The following is a 26,116-nucleotide window of genomic DNA, read 5'->3' on the forward strand; positions in this document are numbered from 1 at the left end:
GTGATTAAAGGAAACTAAAATGATATTAGAAGATTTAAACCAATTACCCGCAGCAGAGGCTAACCACACCTTTATGCAGTGTTGCACCTCAAGTACTTGGGTAAATAAAATGGTTGCAGCGCGTCCTTTTAGTTCTGCGCTAGCAATAAAAAAAGCCGCTGACGATGCGTGGCAAGGTTTGGCTGAGCAAGATTATTTCGAAGCATTTGAAGGTCACCCCAAAATTGGTGACGTCAACAGTTTGCGTGCAAAATATGCAAACACCAAAGAATTAGCAGGTAACGAGCAAGGACTAGTGAAAGAAGCCAATGACGAAGTACTCAAAGTGCTGTCTCAAGGCAATGCAGATTATGAAGCAAAGTTTGGCTTTATTTTTATTGTCTGTGCGACAGGGAAAAGTGCAAAGCAAATGTCAGATTTACTGCAAGCGCGTTTACCAAATAACAAAGCACAAGAGCTTATTAATGCTGCAGAAGAGCAACGTAAGATTTTTCAACTGCGTATCGATAAAGCCTTAGCTGAAGCTTAACCGCAATTGTTTTGAACAATAATGCCATTTTTTAAGGAAAAGTTATGAGTCAAATTACTACCCACATACTTGATACTACCCGTGGTTTACCTGCACAAAATGTACCCATCACCTTGTTTTCGCAGGACGGAGATGCTTGGAACAAAATCAATGGCGGTGTTACTAATGAGGACGGGCGTCTTCCCGGCTTGTTAGCTGCAGATGAGACATTACCAGCAGGTATTTATCGTATGCACTTTGCTACAGCCGTTTATTTTGAAGCCAACAACGAAACAGGTTTTTATCCTTACGTTGATATCGTTTTTGAAATAGATGCCAGTGGCACTCATTACCATATTCCATTATTGCTAACTGCGTACGGGTACTCTACTTATCGTGGTAGCTAACTTCTCGTTAAGTAGTAGTTAAAACAGTTTTAAACCATAACAGCAAACCGAGAGAGTAAGATGAGCGACAAAATCATTAATGTTGTACCCCAGCAATTAACAGCAGACAACTTTGCTATGTATGGCGATGTCATTTCAGTGTCCGACAATGCTGAACATTTTGCTATTAATGATGGCCATACCATACGTTATCACGATCTTGCCAACGTTGATGTGGCTGAGCAACAAGGTAAAACCCTGCTTAATATTTTTCGTTCTACCCCGCTGGCTTTTCCGTTACCGATAGAAATGATGGAGCGTCACCCCTTAGGCAGCCAAGCATTTATCCCTATGAGCAACCAACCTTATGTGGTTGTCGTTGCACCATCAGGTGAGCTTGATACCAGCAAAATTGAAGTGTTTTTAGCCACGAGTAAACAAGGGGTTAATTACCATAAAGGTACTTGGCATCACTTTTGTTTAGCGCTCAATGAAGTGAGTGACTTTCTCGTGGTCGACCGTGGCGGTAAAGGCGATAACTGCGATGTTGAAAAACTCGACGGTTCACTTGTCATCACCTTATCAACAGAGAAGTAAAAGATAAAACTAACACATTGAATGAACAGCACGGTATGAAACCGTGAACAACAGCACTACACCCAGTAATAGCAAAATTAAATAAGTAATAGGTTAAGAAATATGTCGAACAACACTGCAAACACTTCTTCAACAAGTGAAGCAATAAATAAAGCTACAAGTACCGGCCGAAAAGCCTACCGTGGCGAAGTGCTGCACTTTTTAGCAGATCCTGCCAAAGTATCTGAAGAAGAGAGTTATCAGTACTTTGAAGATGGACTGTTAGTCATCAATAATGGTTTAGTGGAAACGTTAGGCAACGCGAAAGATGTACTGAGAACGTTATCTACTGACGTTGTCATTACCCAATATGATAATGGTCTTATCATGCCAGGCTTTATTGATACGCATGTTCATTATGCACAATCTGAAATGGTTGCTTCTTACGGCGAACAGTTACTCGAGTGGTTAGAAAACTATACCTTCCCTGAAGAAAAACAATTTGCCGATATGGAGCATGGTAAACGTGTTGCTGAATTTTTCTTAAGCCAATTATTAGATGCGGGCACCACCACGGCATTAGTTTTTGGCACAGTACATAAAGAGTCAGTCGAAGCCTTTTTTACCGTCGCTCAACAGAAAAAATTACGCATGATTTGCGGTAAAGTATTGATGAATCAAAACTGTCCTGAGGATTTATCAGATACGGTCGAATCAGGTTACGCCGACAGTAAAGCGCTCATTGAAAAGTGGCATAACATTGACAGATTACAGTATGCAGTAACGCCACGTTTTGCACCTACCTGTTCAACAGAGCAACTTAATAAAGCCGGTGAGTTATTAAAAGAATATCCAGGTGTTTACCTGCATACCCACTTATCTGAAAACAAAGATGAAATCGCTTGGGTAAGTGATCTATTCCCTGACAGTGATGGTTACCTTGATGTGTACGATAAAAGCAGTTTATTAGGTCGCCGTAGTGTTTTTGCTCACGGTGTACATTTGCATGACCATGAGTGCCAGCGCTTAAGTGATACGGACTCAGCAATTGCTTTTTGCCCAACTTCAAATTTATTTTTAGGCAGTGGTTGTTTTAACTTAAAACAAGCAGAAGCATTTGATGTGAATGTTGGCTTAGGCACTGACATCGGTGCCGGCAGCAGTTTCTCTATGTTAACCACACTCAATGAAGGTTACAAAACTCAACAGTTACGTGGTGATAAATTAAGCCCCTACAAATCCTTATATTTAGCGACCTTAGGTGGCGCTATTGCCTTAGATTTAGCAGGGACTATTGGTAATTTTGTTCCAGGAGCTGAAGCTGATTTTATTGTGCTTGATTATCAAGCAACACCTTTAATGGATGTACGCATTAAACGTTGTAAAACCTTAACCGAAAAATTGTTCGTCTTGAGTATGTTAGGCGACGATCGACACGTCAAAGCCACACACATCATGGGTGAACGTGTTTAATTAACAAATTATTTAATAGCTGAAACTTGCGAATACCGCATCAGAAGTACTCACAAACTTCAGTTATCAACTAATTCACTCATGGTAGATTTATTTTAAAAAGCTTCACTTACTAAAAATTAAGAAGCCAATAAAAATACCAGTACTAGATTTAACAGGCGGTTGCCAAGCGCGGGGCTATGGCAACATCACTTACAAACCATATTTTAAAAATATTAGTTAATCATAAAATTATAAAACGTCTACCCAAGGTAGGCGTACAAAAGGAAAGACTATGGACCCGTATATTACTGAGTGGTTAAATTTAATCATTCGCTTCGCACATCTTATTGTTGGTATCGCTTGGATCGGTGCATCATTTTACTTTGTTTGGTTAGATAACCATCTTGAAAAACCGCCCGAAGAAAAAGCTGAAAAAGGCATTTCTGGTGATCTTTGGGCCATTCATGGTGGTGGCTTCTATGAAGTAGCCAAATATAAATTAGCACCACCTAAAATGCCAACCACATTACATTGGTTTAAGTGGGAAGCTTACACCACTTGGATCACAGGTTTCTTATTACTCTCACTTATGTTCTATGTTGGCGCTGAGTCTTATCTGATTGACCCACGCGTGCAAGCATTAACTCAATGGCAAGCCATCGGCTTAGGTCTAGGTGCTATTACTGTGGGTGTCGGTAGCTATGAATTATTAGTACGCACTAAGCTTAAAGATCATGGCTTAGTATTAGCCGTTATTTTATTTATTATTGCCACCGCTTTGTCTTATGGCTTAACGCAGGTATTTAGCGCCCGTGGTGCTTATATGCATATGGGAGCTATTTTAGGTACCATCATGGCTGGTAACGTATTTTTTGGTATCATGCCATCTCAACGAGCGTTAGTGAACGCCGTAGAAGAAGGTGCTACCCCTGACGCTAAATATGGTCTTAACGCCAAGTTACGCTCAACGCACAACACGTATATCACCTTACCTGTGTTGTTTATCATGATTTCAAATCACTACCCGATCACCTATAACCACAGTGTAAATTGGTTAGTATTAATGGCCATCATATTAATCACTGCCGCCGTACGTCAGTATTTTGTTTTACGCCATTTTGGTAAACAAAAACCTATGGTGCTAGTCAGCTCAATTATTGCCACTATCGTACTTGCCTATGTTATTGCGCCTAAATCTGTCGAACTTTCTGCAGAGCAAAAACTGCACGACGTCAGTAATGCACAAGTACAACAGATTATTGAAAATCGTTGCAGTACCTGTCATTCAGAAGTACCAACAGATGATGTATTTAAATCACCGCAAGGTGGCGTTATCTTTTCTGACATTGCTTCAATCAAACAATGGGCACCCCGCATTGAAGCACGCGTTGTGCACTCTAAAGACATGCCGTTTATGAACAAAACTCAAATGACAGAGGAAGAACGCCTAACGCTGTCGCTGTGGTTAAGCAAAAATGAAGAGCAAGAGAAAGGATAAAGAATGAAGCAAAAAACAATCAAGCACGGTTATAAGGTTGCAGGCTGTTTGTATAACTTAGTCAATCATGAAGTATTACCTGGCCTTAGCATTCATGCCAATGACTTCTGGAATTCTGTGGCTGAGGTATTAGCTGAATTTACTCCACGTAATCAGCAACTACTGGTTACCAGAGCCAATTTGCAGAGCCATATTGATGTTTGGCACACCGATACCGCAAATCAGCCTTTTAACCAGCAGCGCTATGAGTTGTTTTTAAAAGAGATAGGCTATTTAGTCGATGAAAAAGCAGATTTTACTATTTCGACTAAAAATGTTGATGATGAGGTTGCCCTTGTCGCGGGCCCTCAATTAGTCGTGCCCTTGATGAATGCCCGATTTTCACTTAATGCAGCTAACGCACGCTGGGGCAGTTTGTATGACGCTTTATATGGTACCGATGTTATTGGTGAAGATAATGGTGCTCAACAAACCAAGGAGTTTAATCCGGTTCGAGGACGCAGAGTGCAAGCATACGCACGCAGATTTTTAGACGAAACCTTACCGTTAACCCGTGGTAGCCATATTGATGCAGTGAAGTACCATATCGTCAAGCAAAAATTTACTGTGACTCTGTTTACGGGTGAACAAGTACAGCTCAAAAATGCTGAACAGTTTGTCGGTTATAACGGCTCGATCGCTGCTCCGTCCGCACTGCTTTGCCGTCACAATGGCTTGCATATTGAGATCCAAGTAGATAAAGATAATGTTGTTGGCAAAACCGATGCTGCTTCAGTTAAAGATATCGTCTTAGAATCAGCATTAAGTACTATTCAAGACTGTGAGGATTCCATTGCGGCGGTTGATGCCTCTGACAAGACCTCAGTTTATCGTAACTGGTTAGGCTTAATGAAAGGCGACCTTGCTGAGATCATTCAAAAAGGCAATAAAACCATCACCCGAAGTCTGAATCACGATCGACATTATTTATCTCCTAAGCAAGAAAAAATGACGTTACCTGGTAGAAGTCTGCAATTTATTCGTAACGTAGGTCACTTGATGACGACCGATGCTATTGTAACGGCCACAGATGAAAAAGTGCCTGAAGGCATTGTTGATGGCCTTATCACCAGTTTAATTTCACTGCATGATTTACAAGGTAACTCGAAATTTAAAAACTCTAAACAAGGCAGTATTTATATTGTAAAGCCTAAAATGCATGGCCCTGAAGAAGTTAGCTTTAGTCATGATTTATTTAGCGCCATTGAACGTCATCTGGGATTAGTCCAAAACACCATCAAAATGGGTATCATGGATGAAGAACGTCGCACTTCTGCTAATTTAAAAGAGTGTATTCGCGCCGCACAAACACGTCTTGCCTTCATTAATACCGGATTTTTAGATCGCACAGGCGATGAAATTCATACCAGTATGCACGCCGGCGCTATGACACAAAAAGCCTTGATGAAAGATGAGCCTTGGATTACAGCCTATGAAGATAGAAATGTTAGAATTGGATTGCAAGCAGGCCTACAAGGTAAAGCGCAAATAGGTAAAGGTATGTGGGCAATACCCGACCAAATGGCAGAAATGGTAAAAAGTAAGATTGCCCACCCAAAATCAGGAGCAAATTGTGCTTGGGTTCCCTCGCCTACTGCCGCTACCTTGCATGTCATGCATTATCATAAAGTTAATGTACAAGACATTCAAAGTGCCATGAAAGCTGAATTTTCTTTACCTGGTACCATTGATGATTTAAGCGAATTATTAACCATTCCCTTGCTAAAAAATCAAACTGAATTATCAACAACGGCCATTCAAAAAGAATTAGACAACAACATTCAAGGTTTATTGGGTTATGTCGTCCGTTGGGTGAATCAAGGCATTGGCTGTTCTAAAGTGCCCGATATCGACAACATTGCGCGCATGGAAGATAGAGCGACCTTACGGATATCGAGTCAACATGTTTGTAACTGGCTTCATCATGGTGTGATAAATGAGAGCCAAGTGCTTGAATCGCTCAGACGCATGGCTGAAGTGGTCGATTTTCAAAATGCTGGCGATAGTAGCTACATTGCTATCGGAACAGATTTTAATCATAGTATTGCTTTTACGGCTGCCGTAGATCTTATTTTTCAAGGTAAAGAACAACCAAGCGGTTATACAGAACCATTATTACATCAAAAACGTCAAGAAGTGAAAGCCATGCATTAGCTTTATAAGTAACAATTGACTCACCATTTAACGTTCACTTCACCGTGTTTAAGAACCATATTACTGCCACATAAGTAATGTGGTTCTTGCTTTATAAATAAACGCAAAACTCAACACCAGCAATCAATCATAACTTCGATTAAGTCAAAGTAATTGTTATTTATACTATGGCTGCCAGATAACATTTGTTATAACATTATTTTCTGCATCATCAATGAAGTTATGAGGTATTTGTGTCGGTAAAAAAAGAATCCGTAGGGCAAGTTCGCCAAAGGAATGTTGCGCTTATTTTAACGGCTGCTAAAACAGAGTTTGTTTCACATGGTTTTAAAGGTGCGTCAATTAAGCGCATTGCAGAACGCGCAAATATTCCCCGAGCAAATATTCATTATTATTTCAATGATAAAACCGACCTTTACCAACAATTGCTTACCGAAATAATTGTCAGTTGGAATACCAGTTTCGATACTTTAAGCATTAATGATGATCCAAAAACAATTCTTACTGCTTATATCCATGAAAAAATTATGCATGCTAAGCACGACCCTGATGGTTCAAAAATATTTGCCAGTGAAGTCATCCACGGTGCACCTATACTTAAAGACTATTTACATACCGAATTTAAACAATGGTTAGATGAAAAAATAACAGTCATTGAAACATGGATTAAACAAGGGCAAATAGACGTGGTTAATCCACATCATTTGTTATTCCTAATTTGGAGTTCTACACAGCATTATGCCGACTTTAGTGTCCAGGTATTAGCTGGTTTTGGTAAAGAAGCAATGAACGATGATGATTTTGATGATGTCATACAATCACTGACCTCAATTATCTTGAAAGGTTGTGGTTTGGCATAAATTGCATCACTAACTTTCTTTGGCAGAGTTAAAGCTATCTAGCTACACAGACAACTTTACTGGCATTGTTGACAAGATTTATTGAAAGGCATACTGTCATCTTAGTTTTGACAGTTCCTAGACCCTGAGAAAACGTAATAGATATTTAAAATATGAAAATTGAAGAGATAATGAGTGAAGAAGTCACATGCATAAATTTAGATGATAGATTATCTGTTGTCAGAGAACTATTTATTAAGCATAAGTTTCATCATCTCATGGTTACTGATAGTAAAAACCAACTGATCGCTGTCATTTCTGAAAGAGATTATTTAAAAGCAACCAATTCAAACATAGAGCTTCCCGCCGCTAATGAAAAAGATTTAGCGATGCTTAATAAACGTGTGCATCAAATAGTATCGAAAAAGTTAGTTGCCATTAAGCAATTTAGCCCCTTTAGTGAAGCAATAAAGACCTTTCATGATACCGGTATGTCCTGCCTTCCGGTAATCAATAGCAATAATCAACCTGTCGGAGTTATTACGTCTCGAGACATAATAAAGTGGCTATATAGTAAAGTGAATTCAGCTAAGTCTTAGTCCAAAGACTTTAAACAAGGTAAATTTCATCAACTAATACTGTCGAGTTATCTCATTAATATCGACTCAACAGCGTAATTATTGTCATCATAACTTGAGCACAAAGGGAAGAAATCGTATTTCAACGAGCCAAATTTGCAAATACTTAGTATACTTTTCGATAATTCTCCCAAATTCGACGCCTCAAAAAGCACTTTGTATTTCACATAATGAAAACTTAAGGTGAAATTTTTCGCAAAAAAGCGCTTTAACTTTCACTATGTGAAAAAAAAGACCATCGAAAGATGGTCTTTTTTCATTAATAAAAATTTTCGTTAAGGTTTTATTGGGATAACGCGTCCTTTAATGCTGTTAAACATAAGGCAACATTCTCACTTTTAGCGGCATGTCCCATCAGCCCAATACGCCATGCTTTACCAGCAAAAGCCCCTAATCCTGCGCCTATTTCAAGGTTGTAGTGCTCTAATAGGTATTCTCGTATTTTTGCATCATCAGCCCCCTCAGGAATGTAGATAGCATTCAACTGAGGTAAGCGTTCTTCTTCAGGCACAATGAACTCAATACCTAGTTCTTTCAAGCCCTTAGCTAATACTTCGTGTTGTTCTTTATGGCGTGCCCAGCTGTTTTCTAGCCCTTCATCATGCAGCATGACTAACGCTTCATGTAAGGCGTATAAAGAATTCACCGGGGCTGTATGGTGGTAGCTACGCTTACCTTCACCAGACCAGTAGCCCATCACTAAGGTTTGATCTAAGAACCAACTTTGTATCTGCGTTTTACGATTTTGTACTACCGCTACAGCCTTAGGGCTAAAGGATAGAGGCGATATGCCAGGCACACAGGACATACATTTTTGCGTCCCCGAATAGATAGCATCTATGCCCCATTCGTCCACTTTAAGCTCCACACCGCCTAATGACGTCACTGCATCAACAATTGTTAAACAATCATGCTCTTGTGCCATTTTACATAGGGCTTTGGCGTCTGAAACCGCACCCGTTGAGGTTTCAGCATGAACAAAGGCTAAGAATTTGGCGTCTGGATGGTCATGCAATGCCGCTTTTACCTTGTGCGTTTCAACAGCACGCGCCCAAGGAGAGTCAACAACCACGGCCTCTGCGCCTATTCTGTTCACGTTTTGAATCATACGGTCACCAAAAACACCATTGCGACAAACAATTACCTTGTCACCCGCTTCAACTAAGTTGACAAAACAGGCTTCCATCCCTGCTGAACCGGGGGCTGATAAGGCAATAGTGAATTCATTTTTGGTTTGAAAAGCGAATTGCAATAATGTTTTTACTTCATCCATCATATTGATAAATAAAGGATCAAGGTGACCAACTGTTGGTCTAGCTAGTGCAGACAGAACACGGGCACTTACATCTGAGGGACCAGGGCCCATTAAAATTCTTTGTGGGGGGTTAAATGAGTTAAATGTCATAATTGCTCTACCTTCTCTTTTAGTTTCAATTTTTAGTTGTGTTTATAAAACAACCTGATGTATCGTAGTAAATCGCAACCTGACACAAGTGTCAAGTTATGGAAGATTTGCGAAACATAGACATATTGAAAAAAAATATAATTAAAATTAAAATTAACACTACATAACATTAAGAGAGACAATATGAAAATTTCAGCACCACTTACCGCCCTTGCATTAACCGCTGCGTTAAATGCACCTATGGTTTCAGCAGAAATCTGGGGAAATACAGAAGTACAATTACAAGCACTAGGTGAATTAGAGCGACCAGGTACAGGTGGCACCGCTGATACGACCATCATCACCTTCCAACATGCTGGTGGCTGGGAATATGGCGATAACTTCTTCTTCATGGATTATTCTCGTTATTCAGTAAATAACGATGCTAACTTCCCTGTAGCAGACTCAAGCGAGCTTTACGGCGAGTGGTATTCAAACTTTAGTTTAGGCGCAATTAGCGGTAATGACCTTAGTTTTGGCCCGGTAAAAGATATCGGTGTAGTCGCGGGCTTTAACTTTGCCCCTGAAGTGGACAGTGCTTGGGTATTACCTGGTGTTAGATTTGCCTTAGATTTACCCGGTTTTGCGTTTGCACAAATTGATGTCACTGGTTATATCCATCAAGGTGGTGGCAGCGCTGATTCTCCTGTCTTTACTGTTGTTGATGAAGACTCTAGTTTTATGGTTGATTTTGCTTGGGCGTACCCGTTCAAAATTGGTTCAACAAGCTGGAGCATAGAAGGTCACCTAGAGTACATTGATGGTCGAACACAAGTGAATAACTTTGGCACCACAGAACTCGAATCTTGGATTTTGTTTCAACCACAAATTCGCCTAGATTTAGGTGAAGTATTAGGACAAAAAGCGCAACGTTTATTCGTTGGTATTGAATACCAATACTGGAAAAACAAACTGGGTGAGAAAGGAACTGATGATAATACCGCACAATTTCTTGCGGTATGGCGTTTCTAATGAGCCAAAGTTTCTTTGTCGCTATGCTGTTTGAAAATATCGGCTTCAGCAAAGATTAGCGGCATAAAAACTCAAGTAGCTAGGCTATGAATTCGTTATTTTAGTAACGAGAATAATTAAAAAACCTGCCAATTTCATTGTGCTTATTGGCAGGGGTTTTACTATCCACATTTTGAAGATTCCAAATTACATCGCGCCACTTTAGCGCAAAAATTTGTACAATTTAACCCTACTTATATTCTTATTAGCAGGGATTTCAGCTGCTCTCTCAATGAAAGGTGCATTTCACTGATCTAGCTGAAGTTTATTTACGTAAAACCACCATATACATTTATTAAAAATTATTACCAATTGCATTAATTCTGGCATTCAACAGCCCACACCAAGCGGCGTATTGATTACCGTATTAACTTATCACCTAACACTATAAAAATAGGTCAATTATGTCTGATTTTAAACAAGCAGCACTGGATTATCACGCCTTGCCAACAGCAGGAAAAATCGCTATTGCTATCACAACTCCCGCTGAAACAAGCAGCGATCTATCACTCGCCTATAGTCCTGGTGTCGCTGAGCCTTGTCGAGAAATTGCCAAAAACCCTGACGATGTTTATAAGTACACTGGAAAAGGCAATACCGTTGCCGTTATCTCAAACGGTACTGCAGTATTAGGTTTAGGCAACTTAGGTCCTATGGCATCAAAACCAGTCATGGAGGGCAAAGCATTACTATTTAAACGTTTTGCTGATATAAACTCATTCGATATTGAAGTAACGCATCGAACCCCTGAAGATTTCATTAACACAGTTGCCGCTATCGCAGATAGTTTTGGTGGTATTAACCTAGAAGATATCAAAGCACCTGAGTGTTTTATCATCGAAAAAGCCTTAAAAGAGCGCTGTAAAATACCCATATTTCATGATGATCAACACGGTACTGCCATAGTGACCGCTGCTGCAATGATCAATGCTTTAGAGATTCAGAATAAGAAAATTGAACAAGCTGATATCGTTTGTTTAGGTGCTGGTGCTGCGGCTATTGCCTGTATGGAATTACTGATCCAATGCGGTGCAATGCGTGAGAAAATATACATGCTCGACACCAAAGGTGTTATTCATACTCGCCGTGATGATTTATCTGAATATAAAACCCGTTTTGCCAATAACACAGACAAGCGCACACTCGATGATGTCATTGAAGGTGCTGATGTATTCTTGGGTGTTTCTGGTCCTAACTTGCTCAGCGCCGAGCAGTTAAAGAAAATGGCTAACAACCCTGTGGTATTTGCTTGTTCTAACCCAGATCCAGAAATAAAACCAGAGCTAGCACATAGTGTTAGAAGTGATTTAATTATGGCGACCGGTCGCTCTGATTATCCAAACCAAGTGAACAATGTTTTATGTTTCCCGTTTATTTTCCGTGGTGCATTAGATGTCCGAGCGCGTAAAATTAATAATGAAATGAAAGTAGCCGCGGTGCATGCAATTAGAGAACTAGCCAAGCAAGACGTTCCGGAAAGCGTGTTAAAAGCGAGTAATGAAAAGCAGCTTTCTTTTGGTAAAGGTTACATTATTCCTCGTCCAATGGATCCAAGGTTATTCAAAAATGTCGCCTTAGCGGTTGCTAAAGCTGCCGTTGATTCAGGTGTTGCTGCTTTACCTTTACCTGCTAACTATATGGATAATTTTTAAAATTTTTTCTCTCATTACAAAAAAGCCGCTTTTTAGCGGCTTATTTATTACGACTTTTTATAGCTAAATCATGATTATTATAAAAACTACATCTAATAACGAATGATTCGCATCCAACTATATTTTATTTTTTAAAAATGTTTTACAATCCTCAAAATATCACTTCAATGCTGACAAAGCTCCCCTGTTAAGTTATCTCGTTTGCTAGCTCAGGGCTTGTCAGTGCTAGATCTAGGTCACTTTATGAATATAAGAAAAACGTTATTTTGGTTGCATTTAATCGTAGGCTGTAGTGCAGCTATTTTTATTTTTTTAATGTCTATCACGGGCGTTGCATTAACCTATGAACGTCAGATGATTCAAGCTGCCGAACAAAGCGATTACCCAGCAGCACCAGCCACATCAAATGCCAAATTACCACTAACAAAACTGTTGAATATCGCTAAGCAATATCCAAGTGAAAAAATCGCTCAAGTGGTGGTAGAAAATCAGCCCAATGCACCGATTATGATTAAAGATGGCAGAAAAACACTCGCTTACCTGAACCCTTATACCGGAGCAGAAATAGCGATACCGGGTCAAGGGACCAAAACCTTCTTCCGCAAATTAAGAGCTTTTCATCGTTGGCTAACTTTTGATGGAAGTTTCAGTCAATCCGGTCGAGAGATTAATGGTATTGCCAATATCATTTTTATTATTTTAATACTTTCAGGGCTTTATTTATGGCTACCTAAGCGCTTTAACAACAGGGCATTCAAACAAAGATTAACCTTGTCTGGAAATTATCCTAACAAGCGTGCGAGAAATTACCGATGGCATAATGTTTTTGGCATCTATATCGCGCCAGCACTCTTTATCGTGGCAGTTACTGCGATATTCTTTTCCTATAAATGGCCCGCTCAAACACTTAAAAGCTATGCCTCTACCGAGTCTACTAAGCTCACTAAACCGGTCGAAGTTTCAGCTCAACAAGGTGAGTCGCAATTGCCTATTGCTAAGCAGCTGGGAAAAATAAAACAATATTACCCACAATGGCAACGTATTCAGTTTTCATTAGATAACAACCCGACGAGCAGTAAAATTTACCGTGTTGATATGGGCAATGGGGGCGAGCCACAAAAACGTATCTCGATATTATTAGACGCTTCAACTGGGGCGATGATCCAAGAACAAAGATTTGAGCAACTATCAACATATAGCAAGCTACGTAGCTACATTAGATTTCTGCATACGGGTGAAGTCTTTGGACCACTTGGACAAACAATTGCTGGCTTAGCGTCGCTATTTGCATGTTTGTTAGTCTATACCGGTGTAATGCTTTCTTGGAAACGTTGGAAAAATAGTAGAAAAGTAAGCGACAATGTATCCGCGCAAGTCAATTAACAATGATTTCACAACATTGCTATCAGTAGGGCCTTACTTGGCTCTACTTAAGCGAAGGCATTAATCGCGTTTATATAAAGACTCTATCGTGCTTGTCGCAATAGTATTCGCATTAATCATATAACCCGTTAACGCGCCTGATGCTCCTTCTGGTAACTCAAGTTTCTCTACTGATAATGCATGAACAGTAAAGCGATAATGATGAATTCCGTGGCCTTTTGGCGGACAAGCACCGCCGAACCCTCGATAACCAAAATCATTTGCAATTTGCATACTGCCCTTAGGTGCTAAACCTTTTGTAGCATTGCCGGCGCCTGTGGCTATTTCGGTCACAGTGTGAGGGATATTTATTATTTGCCAATGCCACCAACCACTTCCTGTTGGCGCATCAGGGTCATAAACGGTAATCGCAAAACTTTTCGTCCCTTCTGGCACACCTGACCATGTTAACTGTGGTGATAAATCACTACCATCACAACCAAAGCCGTTAAACTCTTGAGCTTTAGTCATAAATCCGCCTGCTGTAATGTCTTTACTTTTTAAGGTAAAGGTATCGGCCAAAGTACTAAAAGAAAAACTGCTTAAGAGCAAGGTGGCTAATGTGAATGACTTAAACATAACAATGAACCTTATTTTATAAATTGCTATTTGCTAGTTAGCAATTGATTAATGATAGTTAAACATTATAGCGATATCATAGCCATTTTACGGTATCGATACTACTAATGTTGTCTTAACCATTCTGTTAGACAAATTTTATTTAAACTTACACATACCATGTCCTAAAACGTCATTAGGCCTTAGGATGTATCCATAACGACTATAGAAAGCCTCTTTTCCATGTGCAGCCAACAAACCTATAGTAGCGCCTTGAGTAGTAGCATTAGATAAATAGTCTTCAATACTTGCCATTAACGCCGCACCAATACCAAGCTTTTGGTAACTTGGCTCAACAACCACATCTTGAATATAGAAATACATGGCACCATCACCAACGACTCTTCCCATGCCAACAAGTTGGTCATCGTGGTAAATAGCTACATGAAACAAGCTATTACTTAAGCTCCTTTCAGCGAGGAGTGCATCAAGGTTGCCCCAACCTACTTTGCTGCGCAGTATCAAAAAATCTTCAACTGACGGGCTTTCTAATTTTAAGCAAAATTTTGCGGTTGACACTGTCATCTTCCTATATGCTAACGAGGTTAATAGTATTACCAATCAAACAGTAACACTGTAGTGAGTTTTTTTGAATAGCCATTTTAACGGCTCGATAAGAGCTTTAAAATATACTACTAACTTAACTTCTGGGATAAAAGGCATCATGAAGTTGGCTAATTTAATTTTTAGAAAGCAAAAAATTGACTGTTTAAATGAATAAACAGTCATTGTGAATTGTTGCCCATAAAAGGCCTATTTATTAACTGAGTTAAAAATAGTGTCAAAGAGTGAAATACGTTGCTTGCCCTTTAGCTTCAGCTAATTCAGCTGCGACAGAAGCTACAGCTAAATCTTGTAAGCCAACGCCTGTGCCATCAAACAAGGTGATTTCTTCTGCCGATGTTCGACCGGCTTTAGTACCGTTAATCACTTCGCCAATTGGCACAATATCACTCTGTTGAATAAGCTTTTGTGCAATCGCATGTTGTGCTTCACCAAGGGTAATGGATTGCGCTAATTCATCGGTAAAGACCTTAGCAACTGACAGCAATTTAGCATCAACCTCTTGCTTGCCGACAGTGTCGGTTCCCATACACGCAATGTGAGTACCTGGCTTGATCCAATCCTTTTCGATTAGCGCTTCAAATGCTGACGTAATGGTAATAATAACATCTGCTTGAGCACAAAGTGCTTCACGTGTTACCGACTCAAACGGTAAACCTAATTCTTTCGCAACAGCAGCAAGCTTAGGTATTTGCTCAGGGTGAAAATTCCAGCAAACAATTTTTTCAAAGTCACGTTGCTCAACAGCGGCACGTAATTGAAAAGTAGATTGGTGACCGGCACCGACCATGCCGAGCACTTTTGAATCTTTACGCGCTAAATGCGCGATAGACACAGCAGAAGAGGCTGCCGTTCGCACGGCTGTTAAGTAGTTACCACCAACAAGAGATCTTAATTGACCCGTGTCAGGGTTAAATAAAATGACTGTAGACTGGTGGTTAGTCAGGTCCTTTTGTACGTTGCCCGGCCAGTAGCCACCTGACTTTAAACCTAATACCATACCATCACGGTCAAAGCCTGATTTAAAACCATAGAGGGCATCCGCATGACCAATGGCTTCGCGTATAACCGGAAAATTGTAAGCGGTATTTTTAGCCATGGCAGAAAATACGTTTTCTACCGCGGTAAAAGCATCTGCTCTGCCCATAACTTGTTGGCAAACCGCTTCTGAAACAACGGATACACCCTTGTTAGCGGGTATAGCGTTTTTTTGTGACTGGTTTTCTTTTGAATCACTCATCATTAATGTCCTAAAAATGGGAAAACTCTCAACAGAAGCTGAGAGCATAAATAGTTTATTAGTAAGCTTTACCACGCGCAGAAACTGGCCATAAGGTTTCTACCTTGCCATTACGGACGCCAACATAATAATCGTGTACGTTACACGTTGGATCACAATGCCCTGGTACTAGTTTTAGCTTTTCATTAATTTTAAGTGCGCCGTTAACGTCTGAAATAACACCATGTTCATCAGAACATTTAATATATTCAACATCGTCACGACCAAAGATATACGGTAAACCACTATCTACTGATTGCGCTTTAAGCCCTGCATCACAAATAGCTTTGTCAGCTTTAGTGTGGCTCATAACAGAGGTTAAGATGAATAATGAGTTTTCAAATTCTGAAATACGCTCACCTTTTTCATCATGAATGCGCTGGTAATCTGCATCCATAAAAGCGTAAGAGCCACATTGTAATTCATTGAAAACACCCGAGTTACCTTCAAAGTAATATGAGCCTGTACCGCCACCGCCAACAATGTCACACTCGAGCCCTTCCGCTTTAAGCATGTCGATTGTACGAGCAACCATGCCTACTGCAATGTCAATTTTCTCTTTACGTTCTTGATAGTTTTCCATGTGCTGCATAGCACCTTGATAAGCCTGAATACCCGAAAACGTAAGACCTGGCGTGGCAGAAATCGCTTTAGCAATATCAACAACAGGCTGACCTTCACTCACACCACAACGACCCGCGCCACAGTCAATTTCAACTAAACATTCAATTTGCGTATCGTGCTTATTCACCGCCGCCGCAAGTTCAGCAACGTTTTCAAGATCATCAACACAGACCAAGATACGAGCGCCAAGTTTAGGTAAACGCGCTAACCGATCAATTTTTGCGGGTTCACGTACTTGGTTAGACACTAAAACATCTTTGATACCGCCCCGTGCAAAGACTTCGGCTTCTGATACTTTTTGACAACACACACCGCAGCTGTCACCAAGCTTTTCTTGTAAAAAAGCGATATCTACAGACTTATGCATTTTTCCATGCACACGATGGCGAACGCCCATCTCTTTAGCAAATTGTCCCATCTTAGTAATATTACGTTCTAACGCGTCTAAATCGATGACTAGACATGGCGTTTGAATATCTGCTTCATTCATCCCTGGCAGCGCTGGAACGTCGTAACCTACTTCTAAATCGTTTACTTTTGTCATCTTCTTCTCCAAAATTTTAATGAGTACTTAGTTAATTTTTAATTTTAGCTTTGTATAAGGTTCAATCTGAATGTGATTTTATTTTTTTGTAACAGTGCTTCTGCTTAGGTCTTCATCCACGGTAATTTATCTAAATCGACATTACCGCCGGTAAGAATCACCCCAATACGCTTGCCTTTAAATACCTCGGGGTTTTTCAAAATAATAGCGAGCGTTACTGCACTGCTTGGCTCTACGACAATTTTCATGCGGATCCAAATAAGCTTCATTGCCGCAACAATTTCATCTTCAGTTGCCGTTAAAATATCGGTGACATGGTTTTTCACAAAATGCCAGGTTAAGTCTTTTAACGGAACCTTAAGGCCATCTGCGACTGTATTTGGTGCATCGTCAGCAATGATGTGACCTGCTTTAAATGAACGCGCAGCATCATCTGCATTGAGAGGCTCAGCCGCATAAATTTTTATTGTTGGATTGGTAGTCGACAGCGTTAAACACGTGCCTGAAATCATGCCGCCACCACCAATTGGCGCGACTACGGAATCTAAATTAAGCACTTGATTAACGAGTTCTTTTGCACAAGTTGCTTGTCCAGCAATAACACGTGGATCGTTATAGGGGTGAACAAAGTCAGCCCCTGACTTAGCAACAACATCAGCAAAAACTGCTTCACGCGAACTAGTAGAAGGCTCACATTCAACTATGACTCCGCCATAACCTATGACAGCATCTTTTTTAGCTTGTGGTGCTGTACTTGGCATCACTACAGTCACGGGTATGCCACGCCTTCCCGCAGCATAAGACAATGACAAAGCGTGATTACCTGATGAGTGTGTGGCAACGCCAATTTTTGCTTCGGCATCAGTTAAGCCAAAGACGGCATTACAGGCACCGCGCACTTTAAAAGCGGCTGCCTTTTGCAAGTTTTCACATTTAAAAAACAACTCAGCACCCGTTAATTCATTGAGGAAACGTGAGGTTAATACTGGTGTTTCATGAATAAAGGGTTTAATGCGTTCGTGAGCAACGAGTACATCTTCGTAGCGTGGAATTGTCATGGTTGGGTTAGGTGAACTGCTCATAAGTGCCTCTTATATATTTCTTGCGGTTTTTGCCGTCATCGTAGTCATGGTTTTAACCGTGACGTTCATCATGTGGTAAGTCGTATTTATCTTTATGAGCCTTACGGTGACTCGTAATTTGTAGATGGTGCTTACCTTCTCAATATTTTTCGCTTCAATTTCACCTTATGGAAAACAGCTAGCTCAGGCAATCAGGATGAATTTCAGCATGTGGAATAGCGATTTATTAGCACAATAAAATGTCTTACAGACCACTGATAAATAAGGGAGTATATGAATGTCGAACACACAGAATCCTATGAATTCCACTATGTGAAATAGGCAATTACAAACTAATGCTGGTTTTTGTCAGTTTTAGCTTTATATTAAAAATTGAAAACAAAAAGTTGACACAAGAGTCAAGAAAGAGGATGTTATAACAGTTCAATTAATTATTGGTTCATTTTTAATATGAGTAAATCTTCAAAATAACGATGTTATTGGATAGAAAGACGCTATAAAAAGAGCATTTAGATAGTTTGATTGGTATTCGATAAATTTTACACTGAGCGGCAATATTATGACTAAAGTTAAACCAGAATCTCGCATTCAAGTAATCGATAGAGCAGCCACATTACTAGACGCTATTTCACGCTATACCATGCCGGTAACACTTAAAGCGCTTAGTGCCGATACCAATTTAGCACCATCTACTGCTTTTCGAATATTACATTCTCTTATCGATAATCACTTTGTTGACCGAGACAACTCAGGTAAGTACCAGCTTAGTGGCAGGCTCATTAGACTCAGCAACTACCAATCTCAGCACGTAGATTTTCGTAAGATAGCATTGCCTTACATGGAAAAACTGCGTGATAAATTTGGTGAAACGATTAATCTCACTACACGTGAAGGCGATGTGATCATTTACGTAGAAAAAGCCATTCCCAATAGAATGATGCATGTTCAACAAATCATAGGCAGCCGTGCGCCGCTGCATGTTACAGGTGTCGGTAAAATGATGTTAGGTATGGAAGGTAGTGAAGGGATCAGTGGCTATGCCCAGCGCACAAATTTGCCAACCTATACCCGTAAGACATTTTCAAGTATTGAGAGTTTAGAACGTGAATGCATGCATTGTGTTGAGCAAGGTTTTGCCTATGACAATGAAGAAGCTGAAATAGGCGTAGGCTGCATTGGCGTTTTATTATATGACAGATATGGTGAAGTGGTCGCTGGATTATCCGTATCAGCCCCCATTGAAAGACGTAAAGATGAATGGGTTAAACACTTAATCAAAGCAGGGAAATCAATTTCCGTTGAGCTTGGTTTTGTAAAAAATCAACAGCCAATTAAAGAAGCCAGCTAAGCAAAATTAACTCCGCAAGGGTATTTTATCACCGCCACCTTCATCTCTGCGGTAAACCCATCCCCTCAGAAAGGAGCTCAGGATATAAACCAGATTTAAAATTAAAGAGTGGAAACTATGTTAACAATAAATAGACTAAGCCAAAAAGAAGCAAAAACCATCATAGATGGTGCAGTAAATAAAGCTAATGAACTCGGTGTTCCAATGTGCATTTCGGTGGTAGATGAGTCAGGTAATTTAATTGCCTTTGAACGAATGGATGGTGGTAAAGTTCACAGCATTACCATCTCGCAAGATAAAGCCTTTACTGCAGCATCCGCACGTAAAGGTACTCATGAATTTAACAAAGCATGTATTCCAGGGCATAAAAATAATTTATTTGGAATTCATACTGCTTTAGGCGGTCGTATGTGTATTGTTGGCGGTGGTTTGCCTATCACCTTTAATGGCAACGTGGTCGGTGGTATTGGCGTTAGCTCAGGCTCCCCTGAGCAAGATTTAGGTTGCGCTCAAGCAGGCATTGATAGTTTTAGTCATGCCTATGGCTAACGAGTCAGGCAAAGGTGAATAGGTGTTTTGGGCCACCACAATATCATTCGCTTTTGCCTAATTTAAACCCCACGTCACTACCCCATAATTCTTGCTATCATTCTGCTCATAAGCGAGACAAAATCCCCTCAGGAGCAGAGTACTTCAATACGAAATGGGACACCATTGTAAATATATATTAAACTTAATCGTACTAGGGTCTGTTGATTTTCGCGGTTAAATTTTGTTCGCATTTTTTAAAGGAAGTAAATCGTTTTAATCGCGTCGAGTAGTGTGTAGTCTAGTCACTCTAAGCAAATACTACTCAACAATGAGTAAGACGCTTTTAGCCGAATCCTTCGGACAGCGTTCGTTGGACATTTTTACGGCGTTATCGCCTTTTTATGTGGAACAACCACATGGCAAAGGCTCTGCCTTGTATAAATACCCAACAAACCGCTGCAAAAACAATCTCGAAAGTTCAGCAGACCCTAGCCTCTTGGAAATAGTAGTAACGGGTGACTTTTATTTCTTATTCGCGATAAAATTCAGTCTTAGCTTCATTACCTTTTATTTGAAGCACGGCGAACCTCGTTTAACCCTTAGGCTAAATATGCAGCATAGTTATTACGTTAAGACATTATTATCATTACTCTTCTTTTCCAGCACATTATGGTCCAAACCCTCACACCTGTCAGATAAAGTCGTCATTCCAACAAATAACTGGTCAAGCCAACGGGTATTGTCCAATGTTGTTGGTCAGTTAATTGAAAATTTAGATGTGCCAGTAGAATATGTCAACATCAGTGCTGACCGTCAATGGGGGGCGCTAAAACGCGGCGTTATTCATTTTCAAATAGAAGTATGGGAGCCCTCTATGGGACAAGAATTTAATCAGCTGGTCGCTAGCGGTGACATTATTGATTTAGGCACACACGAAGCTAAAGTAATAGAGGATTGGTGGTACCCTAAATATGTCGAAAATTTATGTCCTGAACTCCCCCAATGGCAAGCATTAAACCAGTGTAGAGCACTTTTTAAGGGCTCAAAAACAATGGGCAAGGGTATATATTTTGGTGGCCCATGGAATTATGGTGATGCTGATATTATTCGAGCACTAGGGCTAAACTTTTCCATCGAACGTTTACCTGATGCTGCTGCCCTGTGGAAAGAGCTTAGTCGTGCGACTCAACAAAAACGCCCTATCCTTATGTTAAATTGGAGCCCTAATTGGACTGACGATTACATCGACGGTGAGTTTGTCAATTTTCCACTTTATTCAGAGCAATGTGAAAAAGAACCAGAATGGGGACTCAATAAAAAATTAGTTAAAGACTGTGGCAACCGTAGAGGCGGATGGTTAAAAAAAGCAGCGACCCCCAATTTAAAGCAAAGATTTCCTTGTGTGTATAACTTAATTCAAAACATTAGTTTTACTAATCGAATGATTTCAGATGCTGCTTCTTTAGCTGTTGTTGAAAAACTATCAGATCAAGCCGCAGCTATTGAATGGTCAAAGAAATATGCTAACAGCATCAAAAAATGGTCATCACTAACATGCCAGCAGTAAATCCAATGTTATATTGCTAAGTGCAGTATTTAGCCTCTTTAAAATTAAATTTAATATACGTCAGTAAAAGTATTCCACACGCAACAATACCGGCGGTTATATATAAAGCGGGATTATAACTATTAAATTGTTCAATCAACGCCACGCAATATAATGGTGCGATTATTTGTCCAAACCCGTATGCCGATGTTATTGCTCCCATAATGAAAACAGGATTTTTATAACAAAGCTGACCGCCAAAATTCATAAACAGGGCGACTAAGCCAATAAAGGTAGCACCAAAAAACATCCCACTCATAAGGTTCATAATAATATTATTCGAAAATGTCGGGATTAAAATGCCAATAATCTGTAAAAACATTGCGATTATCATGATATTAATACTGCCAAAATGATGTGCTAAGCGCATCCACAAAATACACGACGGGATCCCAGCAAGTCCGACCGCTAACCAGACAAAACCACCACTACCTCCTAGTCCATCTAATGAGTTGACTATATCCGGCAGAAATGTTGCTTGTACCACCATGCCAACCCCTTCGGTAAAATAGGCACAGATAAGTAAGATAGCAATAGGAGAAAAAAGTGACTTATCAAATTTATGCTTAACAATGTCATTGCTAGCTTGTTTATCAAAGCGTAAGACATAAGCAGAATAACAAGCGAAAAGCGCACCAAACCCGGCCAAAACCAACCAAGCATCTTGCCAATTTCCACCATAATAAAAGACGCTTCGCATCAGAAGATCAGTAATGACGATTGAAAAACCTAAGCCGGTGAAATGTATTCCCATGGCCTTAGTTTTATTAGTCGACTGTAGCTTCAGCATGACAATCGCAGAACCAACAACAAGCGCCATTGCCGCTCCAAACCCGGCCAAAAATCGAGTAATAACCCACACGGTACTATTTTCAGTAACACCTAAAGCAAAAGAGCAAATGACACATAACAATAAGCCGAATCTGAAATATTTTACTTTGGCATATATATCTTTAATAAAAATAGAAAAAATAGAGCCACTTAAATAACCAAAGTAATTTATTGCGGCAAGTACACCTGCAAAAGCAATGCTAATTGAATCTTCTAGCATCGCTGGCAACAGTGAAGTGAAAACAAAACGAGCAACGCCAACTCCCACGACGAGAGCTAAAATACCGGCCAATAAAATTGCACTATTACTCTGTCGATTAAACTGCACCCTATGGCTCCATCAAAATATTCTTCACTATACCTTGCAGTGTATAACCAACAGAGATAAATACGTAAATCACCAATGATGATGGCTAATATTTAAAATGAAGATATCAAAAAGCTGATTTTTAAATATAATATTAAGCTTGTTCTTATTGAGGACAGAGAGTGTTTAGATATGTTGATGCCATAAAATACGAATTTCTTGCAATAACGCTTTAACAACAGGATCTTTTGCTCTATTTTTAGCAACGACAAAGTATAAAGGAGCTTTAAAATCTAGTGCAGAAATAACTTGTACTCTGTTATCTTTTTCCGCTATCCGAGCTTCTTCCAGGGTGGAAAAACTCAGACCAAAACACTTTTTAACCAACGCTAAACGGGTGCCATCATCACTAGACTTTAATACTGAGATAATATTTTTTCCCAGCTTAGCTTTGAGTAAATCATCAAAGGGACAATATTCCCCCATCATTATCCAAGGTTGTTGACTGAGCGCTGATGCGGTTAAGGCTTGGTTAACATCAAAAGTTAACGGTGCAATCGTCGTTATTATCTGCTCCGATACCTTAATACTCATAAAATCATCTGGGATCTCACCAAAAACATAACCGCCATCTAGTTGCTGACTACGAATATCTTTCAGTGTTTTACCGCTAGATTGTTGTTGAATAGCCAAACTTATGCCCGGACAATTTTCTTGTAAATTTTCCGCAAGCTCAGCCAATCTAACTTGCTCAACATTCAGGTTATTGCCTAGTCTAAAGGTGCCAATAATTTCATGTTGATTATCAGCAGCAAGATTGACTAAATCTACTGCGCTATCTAACGTTACTTGCGCTTTTGTTAACAGTAATTGCCCTTTTGCAGTCAAAGCCATACCTTTACTAGAACGAGTAAATAGAGATGTTGCCAACTCTGCTTCTAAGCTTTTAATATGGGCGCTTATCGCAGGTGGCGTAGTATATAAGCGTTTAGCTGCTTGAGTTAGGTTACCTGTTTGAGCAACGGCAACAAATGAACGCAGGTGATAAAACTCCACAGAAAACTCCCTCAATTTCTTTCTTGATGTTAACGTTTAAACGCTCTTATCACGCCTACTCTACCCTTTTCATACTATTGACAACCATTCATTTATACCGAAGACAACCTAAAGGATAAATGAATTCATCTAGTCAAATAGCCACGTTATTCTGAAGTTTTTCTACTTAAGGAACAACGATGACTCATTATAGTAATGCATTTTCTCAACAATTAATTCCAACACAACAAGTGAATAATTATTTTGCAGCCAAACTTGCCAGCGAAACCGATTGTTCTGATGTTTATAGCGATATAATACAAGACAGTAAACACTATGTGTTATTAGATGTGCGCGCTAAAGAAGCTTTTAAAAAAAGCCACGCTATTACCGCGGTCAACTTACCCCACAATGAAATAAGTGCTGAGTCTTTAGCTAACTATGAAAAAGATACTTTGTTTGTTGTGTACTGTTGGGGACCCGGCTGTAATGGTGGCGCAAAAGCCGCATTGAAGATTTCTGCCTTGGGTTATGGTGTTAAAGAAATGTTGGGCGGTATTCATTATTGGGAAGATTTTGAACGATACCCAGTCAACCGTCATGCAAATAAAGCACAAACCTAGGGCGATATCCGCTCCACTTAAAGGTGTATGATTCTGTCGGAATTAGATAGCTTTTAGGTATAATGCCTACGAGGTATATTCTATACAAGGCAATAAAGCCGTTGATATTTCGGCTTTATTGCCTAATTACCATGCCATAGAAAAATTATGCTGTTCAGGGCTATTTCCTACTGCTTCAAGCTTTTGAACGTCGCTTAACAGCACTTGCTTAATTTCATGCCCCTCAAGAATGCTTAGATATTCTTGCTTTTCAATCAGCTCGATATCTGATGCTACGCCATGATAGTGTTGATTTTTTTTGGTTGTAACCTTAATTAGGCTACGGCGCATGCAGACAATTTCAAAATAGTCATGCGCCTGACAACTGATGTTCTTTACCATAAATTACTCCCGCCCTTTACAATAGCAATTTTCCAGCATTATTTGATGCCAAATCGATAGTAAATGAATTATAAACGAATAATACTGTGCCCTTGGTTAGCAATACGCTCTTGCACCTCGAGATCAGCAAGTTCGCTATGGCAAAAATTGCAGCGGCTTTGCTTAATATTGTCTATTTTCACTCCTAGTGTCTCGAGATATTGTGCAGCATATAGTTCTACCTTCTTGATATTTTCATTATCCACCAAGACATCAAAATGAATATATTGGCCTGAGGTAGTCATTACATGAGTATCAAAAACATGAATTTGCATATACATTACTCCTACTCAGCAGCTTTATTGGCTTTTACCGGGTAAACTTAAATCACCTGATGCGATGTCAAAAACATCGGTGACACACAGTAAAGGCGCATGAACTTGCTGGTTTATTTTTAATCCTGCAGTAACGCCATCAAATGAAAAGCTTTCAGGAAAACCAACTGCAGATAACGGCACTCTGATTAACACTTCAGATTTTGCTAAAGTAAAGTCAAATCCTGGACTATCTATAAAGAGAGGTAAATTTGGCCAGGTTATTGGTAATTTGGGAGAGCTACCCTGTGCTATATCTTTCACTTTTAGAGCGCCTTCACCACAATCATTATCAGGCACAAGGACTACCCAGTGACTGTGCCATTTATCTCCATCATTAGTTTTATTGCCATCACCATCTTCGTCATATAAAGGCGTATCGTCAAAGTCTGGATGCACAGTCAAAGCTAAAGATAGAATACCTTGATCAGCTTCAAAACCTGCTGCAGAACTGTTTAATGAAGTTGGCCAGACATAGCTATATACCCCTGCCCCCGCTAACTGGCCAGTTTTCTTGGGTTGTTTATTACCAACCTTGCCTGTTACGGCTTGTTGAAAAACCAGATGACTGCCTTGGGTAATCACCTTAGCATGGACAATATCAAACTCAGTAGCAATAGCCGCTGATCTCGATGCTTGAATGTGACCGCTGTGCTTATTATGAGCGAAGGTAGTTGTTGTCAGCAGCAGGGTGCTCAATGATGCTGCAATTAATATCGGTAAAGTTTTCATAATTAATCCTTTCACTTAACTTATCTATGGGTGGAT

26 protein-coding genes and 1 pseudogene are annotated in these 26,116 nt (G+C 39.8%); 16 read left to right on the forward strand and 11 right to left on the reverse strand.

Features of this window, described 5'->3' with window-relative positions:
• The first annotated feature begins 19 nt into the window (after positions 1–19).
• The 8 genes from uraD to ND2E_RS17290 all read left to right on the forward strand — a co-directional run bounded on the left by uraD (position 20) and on the right by ND2E_RS17290 (position 8,054).
• Entirely contained in the window at positions 20–529 is a 510-nt protein-coding gene (gene uraD, locus ND2E_RS17325) for a 2-oxo-4-hydroxy-4-carboxy-5-ureidoimidazoline decarboxylase (RefSeq protein WP_033092531.1), read from the forward strand.
• 44 nt (positions 530–573) lie between these two features.
• Positions 574–915, forward strand: a complete 342-nt coding sequence (uraH, locus tag ND2E_RS17320; RefSeq protein ID WP_033092532.1) for a hydroxyisourate hydrolase — start codon at positions 574–576, stop codon at positions 913–915.
• A 60-nt stretch (positions 916–975) separates the two neighbouring features.
• The gene (locus ND2E_RS17315; protein ID WP_033092533.1) at positions 976–1,491 is read left to right on the forward strand and encodes an ureidoglycolate lyase; all 516 of its coding nucleotides are present in this window, start codon (positions 976–978) and stop codon (positions 1,489–1,491) included.
• Between the two features lie 102 nt (positions 1,492–1,593).
• Positions 1,594–2,943, forward strand: a complete 1,350-nt coding sequence (gene guaD, locus ND2E_RS17310) for a guanine deaminase (RefSeq protein ID WP_033092534.1) — start codon at positions 1,594–1,596, stop codon at positions 2,941–2,943.
• A gap of 274 nt (positions 2,944–3,217) precedes the next feature.
• Entirely contained in the window at positions 3,218–4,423 is a 1,206-nt protein-coding gene (locus tag ND2E_RS17305; protein WP_033092535.1) for a urate hydroxylase PuuD, read from the forward strand.
• Positions 4,424–4,426: 3 nt separating this feature from the next.
• Entirely contained in the window at positions 4,427–6,616 is a 2,190-nt protein-coding gene (locus ND2E_RS17300; protein WP_033092536.1) for a malate synthase G, read from the forward strand.
• Positions 6,617–6,849: 233 nt separating this feature from the next.
• Complete coding sequence (locus tag ND2E_RS17295; protein ID WP_033092537.1) at positions 6,850–7,476, forward strand: TetR/AcrR family transcriptional regulator; 627 nt, start codon at positions 6,850–6,852, stop codon at positions 7,474–7,476.
• A 170-nt stretch (positions 7,477–7,646) separates the two neighbouring features.
• Positions 7,647–8,054 carry a CBS domain-containing protein gene (locus ND2E_RS17290; protein WP_223303531.1) on the forward strand — a complete coding sequence of 136 codons (408 nt, stop codon included), beginning with the start codon at positions 7,647–7,649 and terminating at the stop codon, positions 8,052–8,054.
• 322 nt (positions 8,055–8,376) lie between these two features.
• Here the strand turns inward: ND2E_RS17290 and ND2E_RS17285 are convergent, their stop codons facing one another.
• Complete coding sequence (locus ND2E_RS17285) at positions 8,377–9,498, reverse strand: pyridoxal-phosphate-dependent aminotransferase family protein (RefSeq protein ID WP_033092539.1); 1,122 nt, start codon at positions 9,496–9,498, stop codon at positions 8,377–8,379.
• A 183-nt stretch (positions 9,499–9,681) separates the two neighbouring features.
• On the opposite strand from ND2E_RS17285, the gene ND2E_RS17280 reads away from it, so the two are divergent.
• From ND2E_RS17280 to ND2E_RS17270, 3 genes are all read left to right on the forward strand, one after another.
• Positions 9,682–10,509 (forward strand): outer membrane protein OmpK, encoded by an 828-nt coding sequence (locus ND2E_RS17280; RefSeq protein WP_033092540.1) that lies wholly within the window; start codon positions 9,682–9,684, stop codon positions 10,507–10,509.
• A gap of 443 nt (positions 10,510–10,952) precedes the next feature.
• On the forward strand, positions 10,953–12,200 hold the full coding sequence (locus ND2E_RS17275) for a malic enzyme-like NAD(P)-binding protein (RefSeq protein ID WP_033092541.1): 1,248 nt from the start codon (positions 10,953–10,955) through the stop codon (positions 12,198–12,200).
• A 243-nt stretch (positions 12,201–12,443) separates the two neighbouring features.
• Positions 12,444–13,583 carry a PepSY-associated TM helix domain-containing protein gene (locus ND2E_RS17270; RefSeq protein WP_033092542.1) on the forward strand — a complete coding sequence of 380 codons (1,140 nt, stop codon included), beginning with the start codon at positions 12,444–12,446 and terminating at the stop codon, positions 13,581–13,583.
• Positions 13,584–13,643: 60 nt separating this feature from the next.
• Here the strand turns inward: ND2E_RS17270 and ND2E_RS17265 are convergent, their stop codons facing one another.
• From ND2E_RS17265 to bhcB, 5 genes are all read right to left on the reverse strand, one after another.
• Positions 13,644–14,201 (reverse strand): YbhB/YbcL family Raf kinase inhibitor-like protein, encoded by a 558-nt coding sequence (locus ND2E_RS17265; protein ID WP_033092543.1) that lies wholly within the window; start codon positions 14,199–14,201, stop codon positions 13,644–13,646.
• Positions 14,202–14,339: 138 nt separating this feature from the next.
• A complete protein-coding gene (locus tag ND2E_RS17260; protein ID WP_033092544.1) occupies positions 14,340–14,765 on the reverse strand; it encodes a GNAT family N-acetyltransferase in 426 nt (141 codons plus the stop codon).
• A gap of 256 nt (positions 14,766–15,021) precedes the next feature.
• Complete coding sequence (gene bhcD, locus ND2E_RS17255; RefSeq protein ID WP_223303532.1) at positions 15,022–16,047, reverse strand: iminosuccinate reductase BhcD; 1,026 nt, start codon at positions 16,045–16,047, stop codon at positions 15,022–15,024.
• A 55-nt stretch (positions 16,048–16,102) separates the two neighbouring features.
• Positions 16,103–17,251, reverse strand: coding sequence for a 3-hydroxy-D-aspartate aldolase BhcC (gene bhcC / locus ND2E_RS17250; RefSeq protein ID WP_033092545.1), 1,149 nt, complete (start codon positions 17,249–17,251; stop codon positions 16,103–16,105).
• A 104-nt stretch (positions 17,252–17,355) separates the two neighbouring features.
• Positions 17,356–18,333, reverse strand: coding sequence for a beta-hydroxyaspartate dehydratase BhcB (bhcB, locus tag ND2E_RS17245; RefSeq protein WP_033092546.1), 978 nt, complete (start codon positions 18,331–18,333; stop codon positions 17,356–17,358).
• A gap of 559 nt (positions 18,334–18,892) precedes the next feature.
• Between bhcB and ND2E_RS17240 the strand changes: the two genes are divergently transcribed.
• The 4 genes and pseudogenes from ND2E_RS17240 (at position 18,893) to ND2E_RS0121225 (ending at position 21,779) form a co-directional block, all read left to right on the forward strand.
• Complete coding sequence (locus tag ND2E_RS17240; protein WP_033092547.1) at positions 18,893–19,681, forward strand: IclR family transcriptional regulator; 789 nt, start codon at positions 18,893–18,895, stop codon at positions 19,679–19,681.
• A 117-nt stretch (positions 19,682–19,798) separates the two neighbouring features.
• On the forward strand, positions 19,799–20,230 hold the full coding sequence (locus tag ND2E_RS17235) for a GlcG/HbpS family heme-binding protein (protein WP_033092548.1): 432 nt from the start codon (positions 19,799–19,801) through the stop codon (positions 20,228–20,230).
• 271 nt (positions 20,231–20,501) lie between these two features.
• A pseudogene (locus ND2E_RS23275) lies at positions 20,502–20,705 on the forward strand (hypothetical protein); the annotation flags it as partial.
• A 117-nt stretch (positions 20,706–20,822) separates the two neighbouring features.
• A complete protein-coding gene (locus ND2E_RS0121225) occupies positions 20,823–21,779 on the forward strand; it encodes an ABC transporter substrate-binding protein (protein ID WP_033092742.1) in 957 nt (318 codons plus the stop codon).
• Positions 21,780–21,795: 16 nt separating this feature from the next.
• Here ND2E_RS0121225 and ND2E_RS17230 read toward each other — a convergent pair whose 3' ends face one another.
• Both ND2E_RS17230 and ND2E_RS17225 read right to left on the reverse strand, forming a co-directional pair.
• Entirely contained in the window at positions 21,796–22,977 is a 1,182-nt protein-coding gene (locus ND2E_RS17230; protein WP_033092549.1) for a YbfB/YjiJ family MFS transporter, read from the reverse strand.
• A gap of 165 nt (positions 22,978–23,142) precedes the next feature.
• Positions 23,143–24,012, reverse strand: coding sequence for a LysR family transcriptional regulator (locus ND2E_RS17225; RefSeq protein WP_033092550.1), 870 nt, complete (start codon positions 24,010–24,012; stop codon positions 23,143–23,145).
• 179 nt (positions 24,013–24,191) lie between these two features.
• Between ND2E_RS17225 and ND2E_RS17220 the strand changes: the two genes are divergently transcribed.
• Positions 24,192–24,614: a rhodanese-like domain-containing protein gene (locus ND2E_RS17220; protein WP_052056241.1), complete on the forward strand. Its 423-nt coding sequence runs from the start codon at positions 24,192–24,194 to the stop codon at positions 24,612–24,614.
• 126 nt (positions 24,615–24,740) lie between these two features.
• Here the strand turns inward: ND2E_RS17220 and ND2E_RS17215 are convergent, their stop codons facing one another.
• The 3 genes from ND2E_RS17215 to ND2E_RS17205 all read right to left on the reverse strand — a co-directional run bounded on the left by ND2E_RS17215 (position 24,741) and on the right by ND2E_RS17205 (position 26,080).
• Entirely contained in the window at positions 24,741–24,995 is a 255-nt protein-coding gene (locus ND2E_RS17215) for a Rho-binding antiterminator (RefSeq protein WP_033092551.1), read from the reverse strand.
• A gap of 68 nt (positions 24,996–25,063) precedes the next feature.
• Positions 25,064–25,309, reverse strand: coding sequence for a DUF2024 family protein (locus ND2E_RS17210; RefSeq protein ID WP_033092552.1), 246 nt, complete (start codon positions 25,307–25,309; stop codon positions 25,064–25,066).
• A 24-nt stretch (positions 25,310–25,333) separates the two neighbouring features.
• Positions 25,334–26,080 carry a hypothetical protein gene (locus tag ND2E_RS17205; protein WP_033092553.1) on the reverse strand — a complete coding sequence of 249 codons (747 nt, stop codon included), beginning with the start codon at positions 26,078–26,080 and terminating at the stop codon, positions 25,334–25,336.
• Positions 26,081–26,116 lie beyond the last annotated feature (36 nt).

It is taken from the genome of Colwellia psychrerythraea (assembly GCF_000764225.1).
Taxonomy (GTDB): domain Bacteria; phylum Pseudomonadota; class Gammaproteobacteria; order Enterobacterales; family Alteromonadaceae; genus Colwellia; species Colwellia psychrerythraea_D.

Excerpts from the sequence above, each read along its gene's own strand:
- guaD (WP_033092534.1), top strand. The coding sequence starts at position 1,594 with ATGTCGAACAACACTGCAAACACTTCTTCAACAAGTGAAGCAATAAAT.
- ND2E_RS17220 (WP_052056241.1), top strand. The coding sequence starts at position 24,192 with ATGACTCATTATAGTAATGCATTTTCTCAACAATTAATTCCAACACAA.
- ND2E_RS0121225 (WP_033092742.1), top strand. The coding sequence starts at position 20,823 with ATGCAGCATAGTTATTACGTTAAGACATTATTATCATTACTCTTCTTT.
- ND2E_RS17210 (WP_033092552.1), bottom strand. The coding sequence starts at position 25,309 with ATGCAAATTCATGTTTTTGATACTCATGTAATGACTACCTCAGGCCAA.
- ND2E_RS17235 (WP_033092548.1), top strand. The coding sequence starts at position 19,799 with ATGTTAACAATAAATAGACTAAGCCAAAAAGAAGCAAAAACCATCATA.
- ND2E_RS17280 (WP_033092540.1), top strand. The coding sequence starts at position 9,682 with ATGAAAATTTCAGCACCACTTACCGCCCTTGCATTAACCGCTGCGTTA.
- ND2E_RS17270 (WP_033092542.1), top strand. The coding sequence starts at position 12,444 with ATGAATATAAGAAAAACGTTATTTTGGTTGCATTTAATCGTAGGCTGT.
- ND2E_RS17290 (WP_223303531.1), top strand. The coding sequence starts at position 7,647 with ATGAGTGAAGAAGTCACATGCATAAATTTAGATGATAGATTATCTGTT.
- ND2E_RS17265 (WP_033092543.1), bottom strand. The coding sequence starts at position 14,201 with ATGTTTAAGTCATTCACATTAGCCACCTTGCTCTTAAGCAGTTTTTCT.
- bhcC (WP_033092545.1), bottom strand. The coding sequence starts at position 17,251 with ATGACAAAAGTAAACGATTTAGAAGTAGGTTACGACGTTCCAGCGCTG.
- bhcB (WP_033092546.1), bottom strand. The coding sequence starts at position 18,333 with ATGAGCAGTTCACCTAACCCAACCATGACAATTCCACGCTACGAAGAT.
- ND2E_RS17305 (WP_033092535.1), top strand. The coding sequence starts at position 3,218 with ATGGACCCGTATATTACTGAGTGGTTAAATTTAATCATTCGCTTCGCA.
- ND2E_RS17315 (WP_033092533.1), top strand. The coding sequence starts at position 976 with ATGAGCGACAAAATCATTAATGTTGTACCCCAGCAATTAACAGCAGAC.
- ND2E_RS17275 (WP_033092541.1), top strand. The coding sequence starts at position 10,953 with ATGTCTGATTTTAAACAAGCAGCACTGGATTATCACGCCTTGCCAACA.
- ND2E_RS17215 (WP_033092551.1), bottom strand. The coding sequence starts at position 24,995 with ATGGTAAAGAACATCAGTTGTCAGGCGCATGACTATTTTGAAATTGTC.
- ND2E_RS17205 (WP_033092553.1), bottom strand. The coding sequence starts at position 26,080 with ATGAAAACTTTACCGATATTAATTGCAGCATCATTGAGCACCCTGCTG.
- ND2E_RS17300 (WP_033092536.1), top strand. The coding sequence starts at position 4,427 with ATGAAGCAAAAAACAATCAAGCACGGTTATAAGGTTGCAGGCTGTTTG.
- uraH (WP_033092532.1), top strand. The coding sequence starts at position 574 with ATGAGTCAAATTACTACCCACATACTTGATACTACCCGTGGTTTACCT.
- ND2E_RS17240 (WP_033092547.1), top strand. The coding sequence starts at position 18,893 with ATGACTAAAGTTAAACCAGAATCTCGCATTCAAGTAATCGATAGAGCA.
- uraD (WP_033092531.1), top strand. The coding sequence starts at position 20 with ATGATATTAGAAGATTTAAACCAATTACCCGCAGCAGAGGCTAACCAC.
- ND2E_RS17260 (WP_033092544.1), bottom strand. The coding sequence starts at position 14,765 with ATGACAGTGTCAACCGCAAAATTTTGCTTAAAATTAGAAAGCCCGTCA.
- ND2E_RS17285 (WP_033092539.1), bottom strand. The coding sequence starts at position 9,498 with ATGACATTTAACTCATTTAACCCCCCACAAAGAATTTTAATGGGCCCT.
- bhcD (WP_223303532.1), bottom strand. The coding sequence starts at position 16,047 with ATGATGAGTGATTCAAAAGAAAACCAGTCACAAAAAAACGCTATACCC.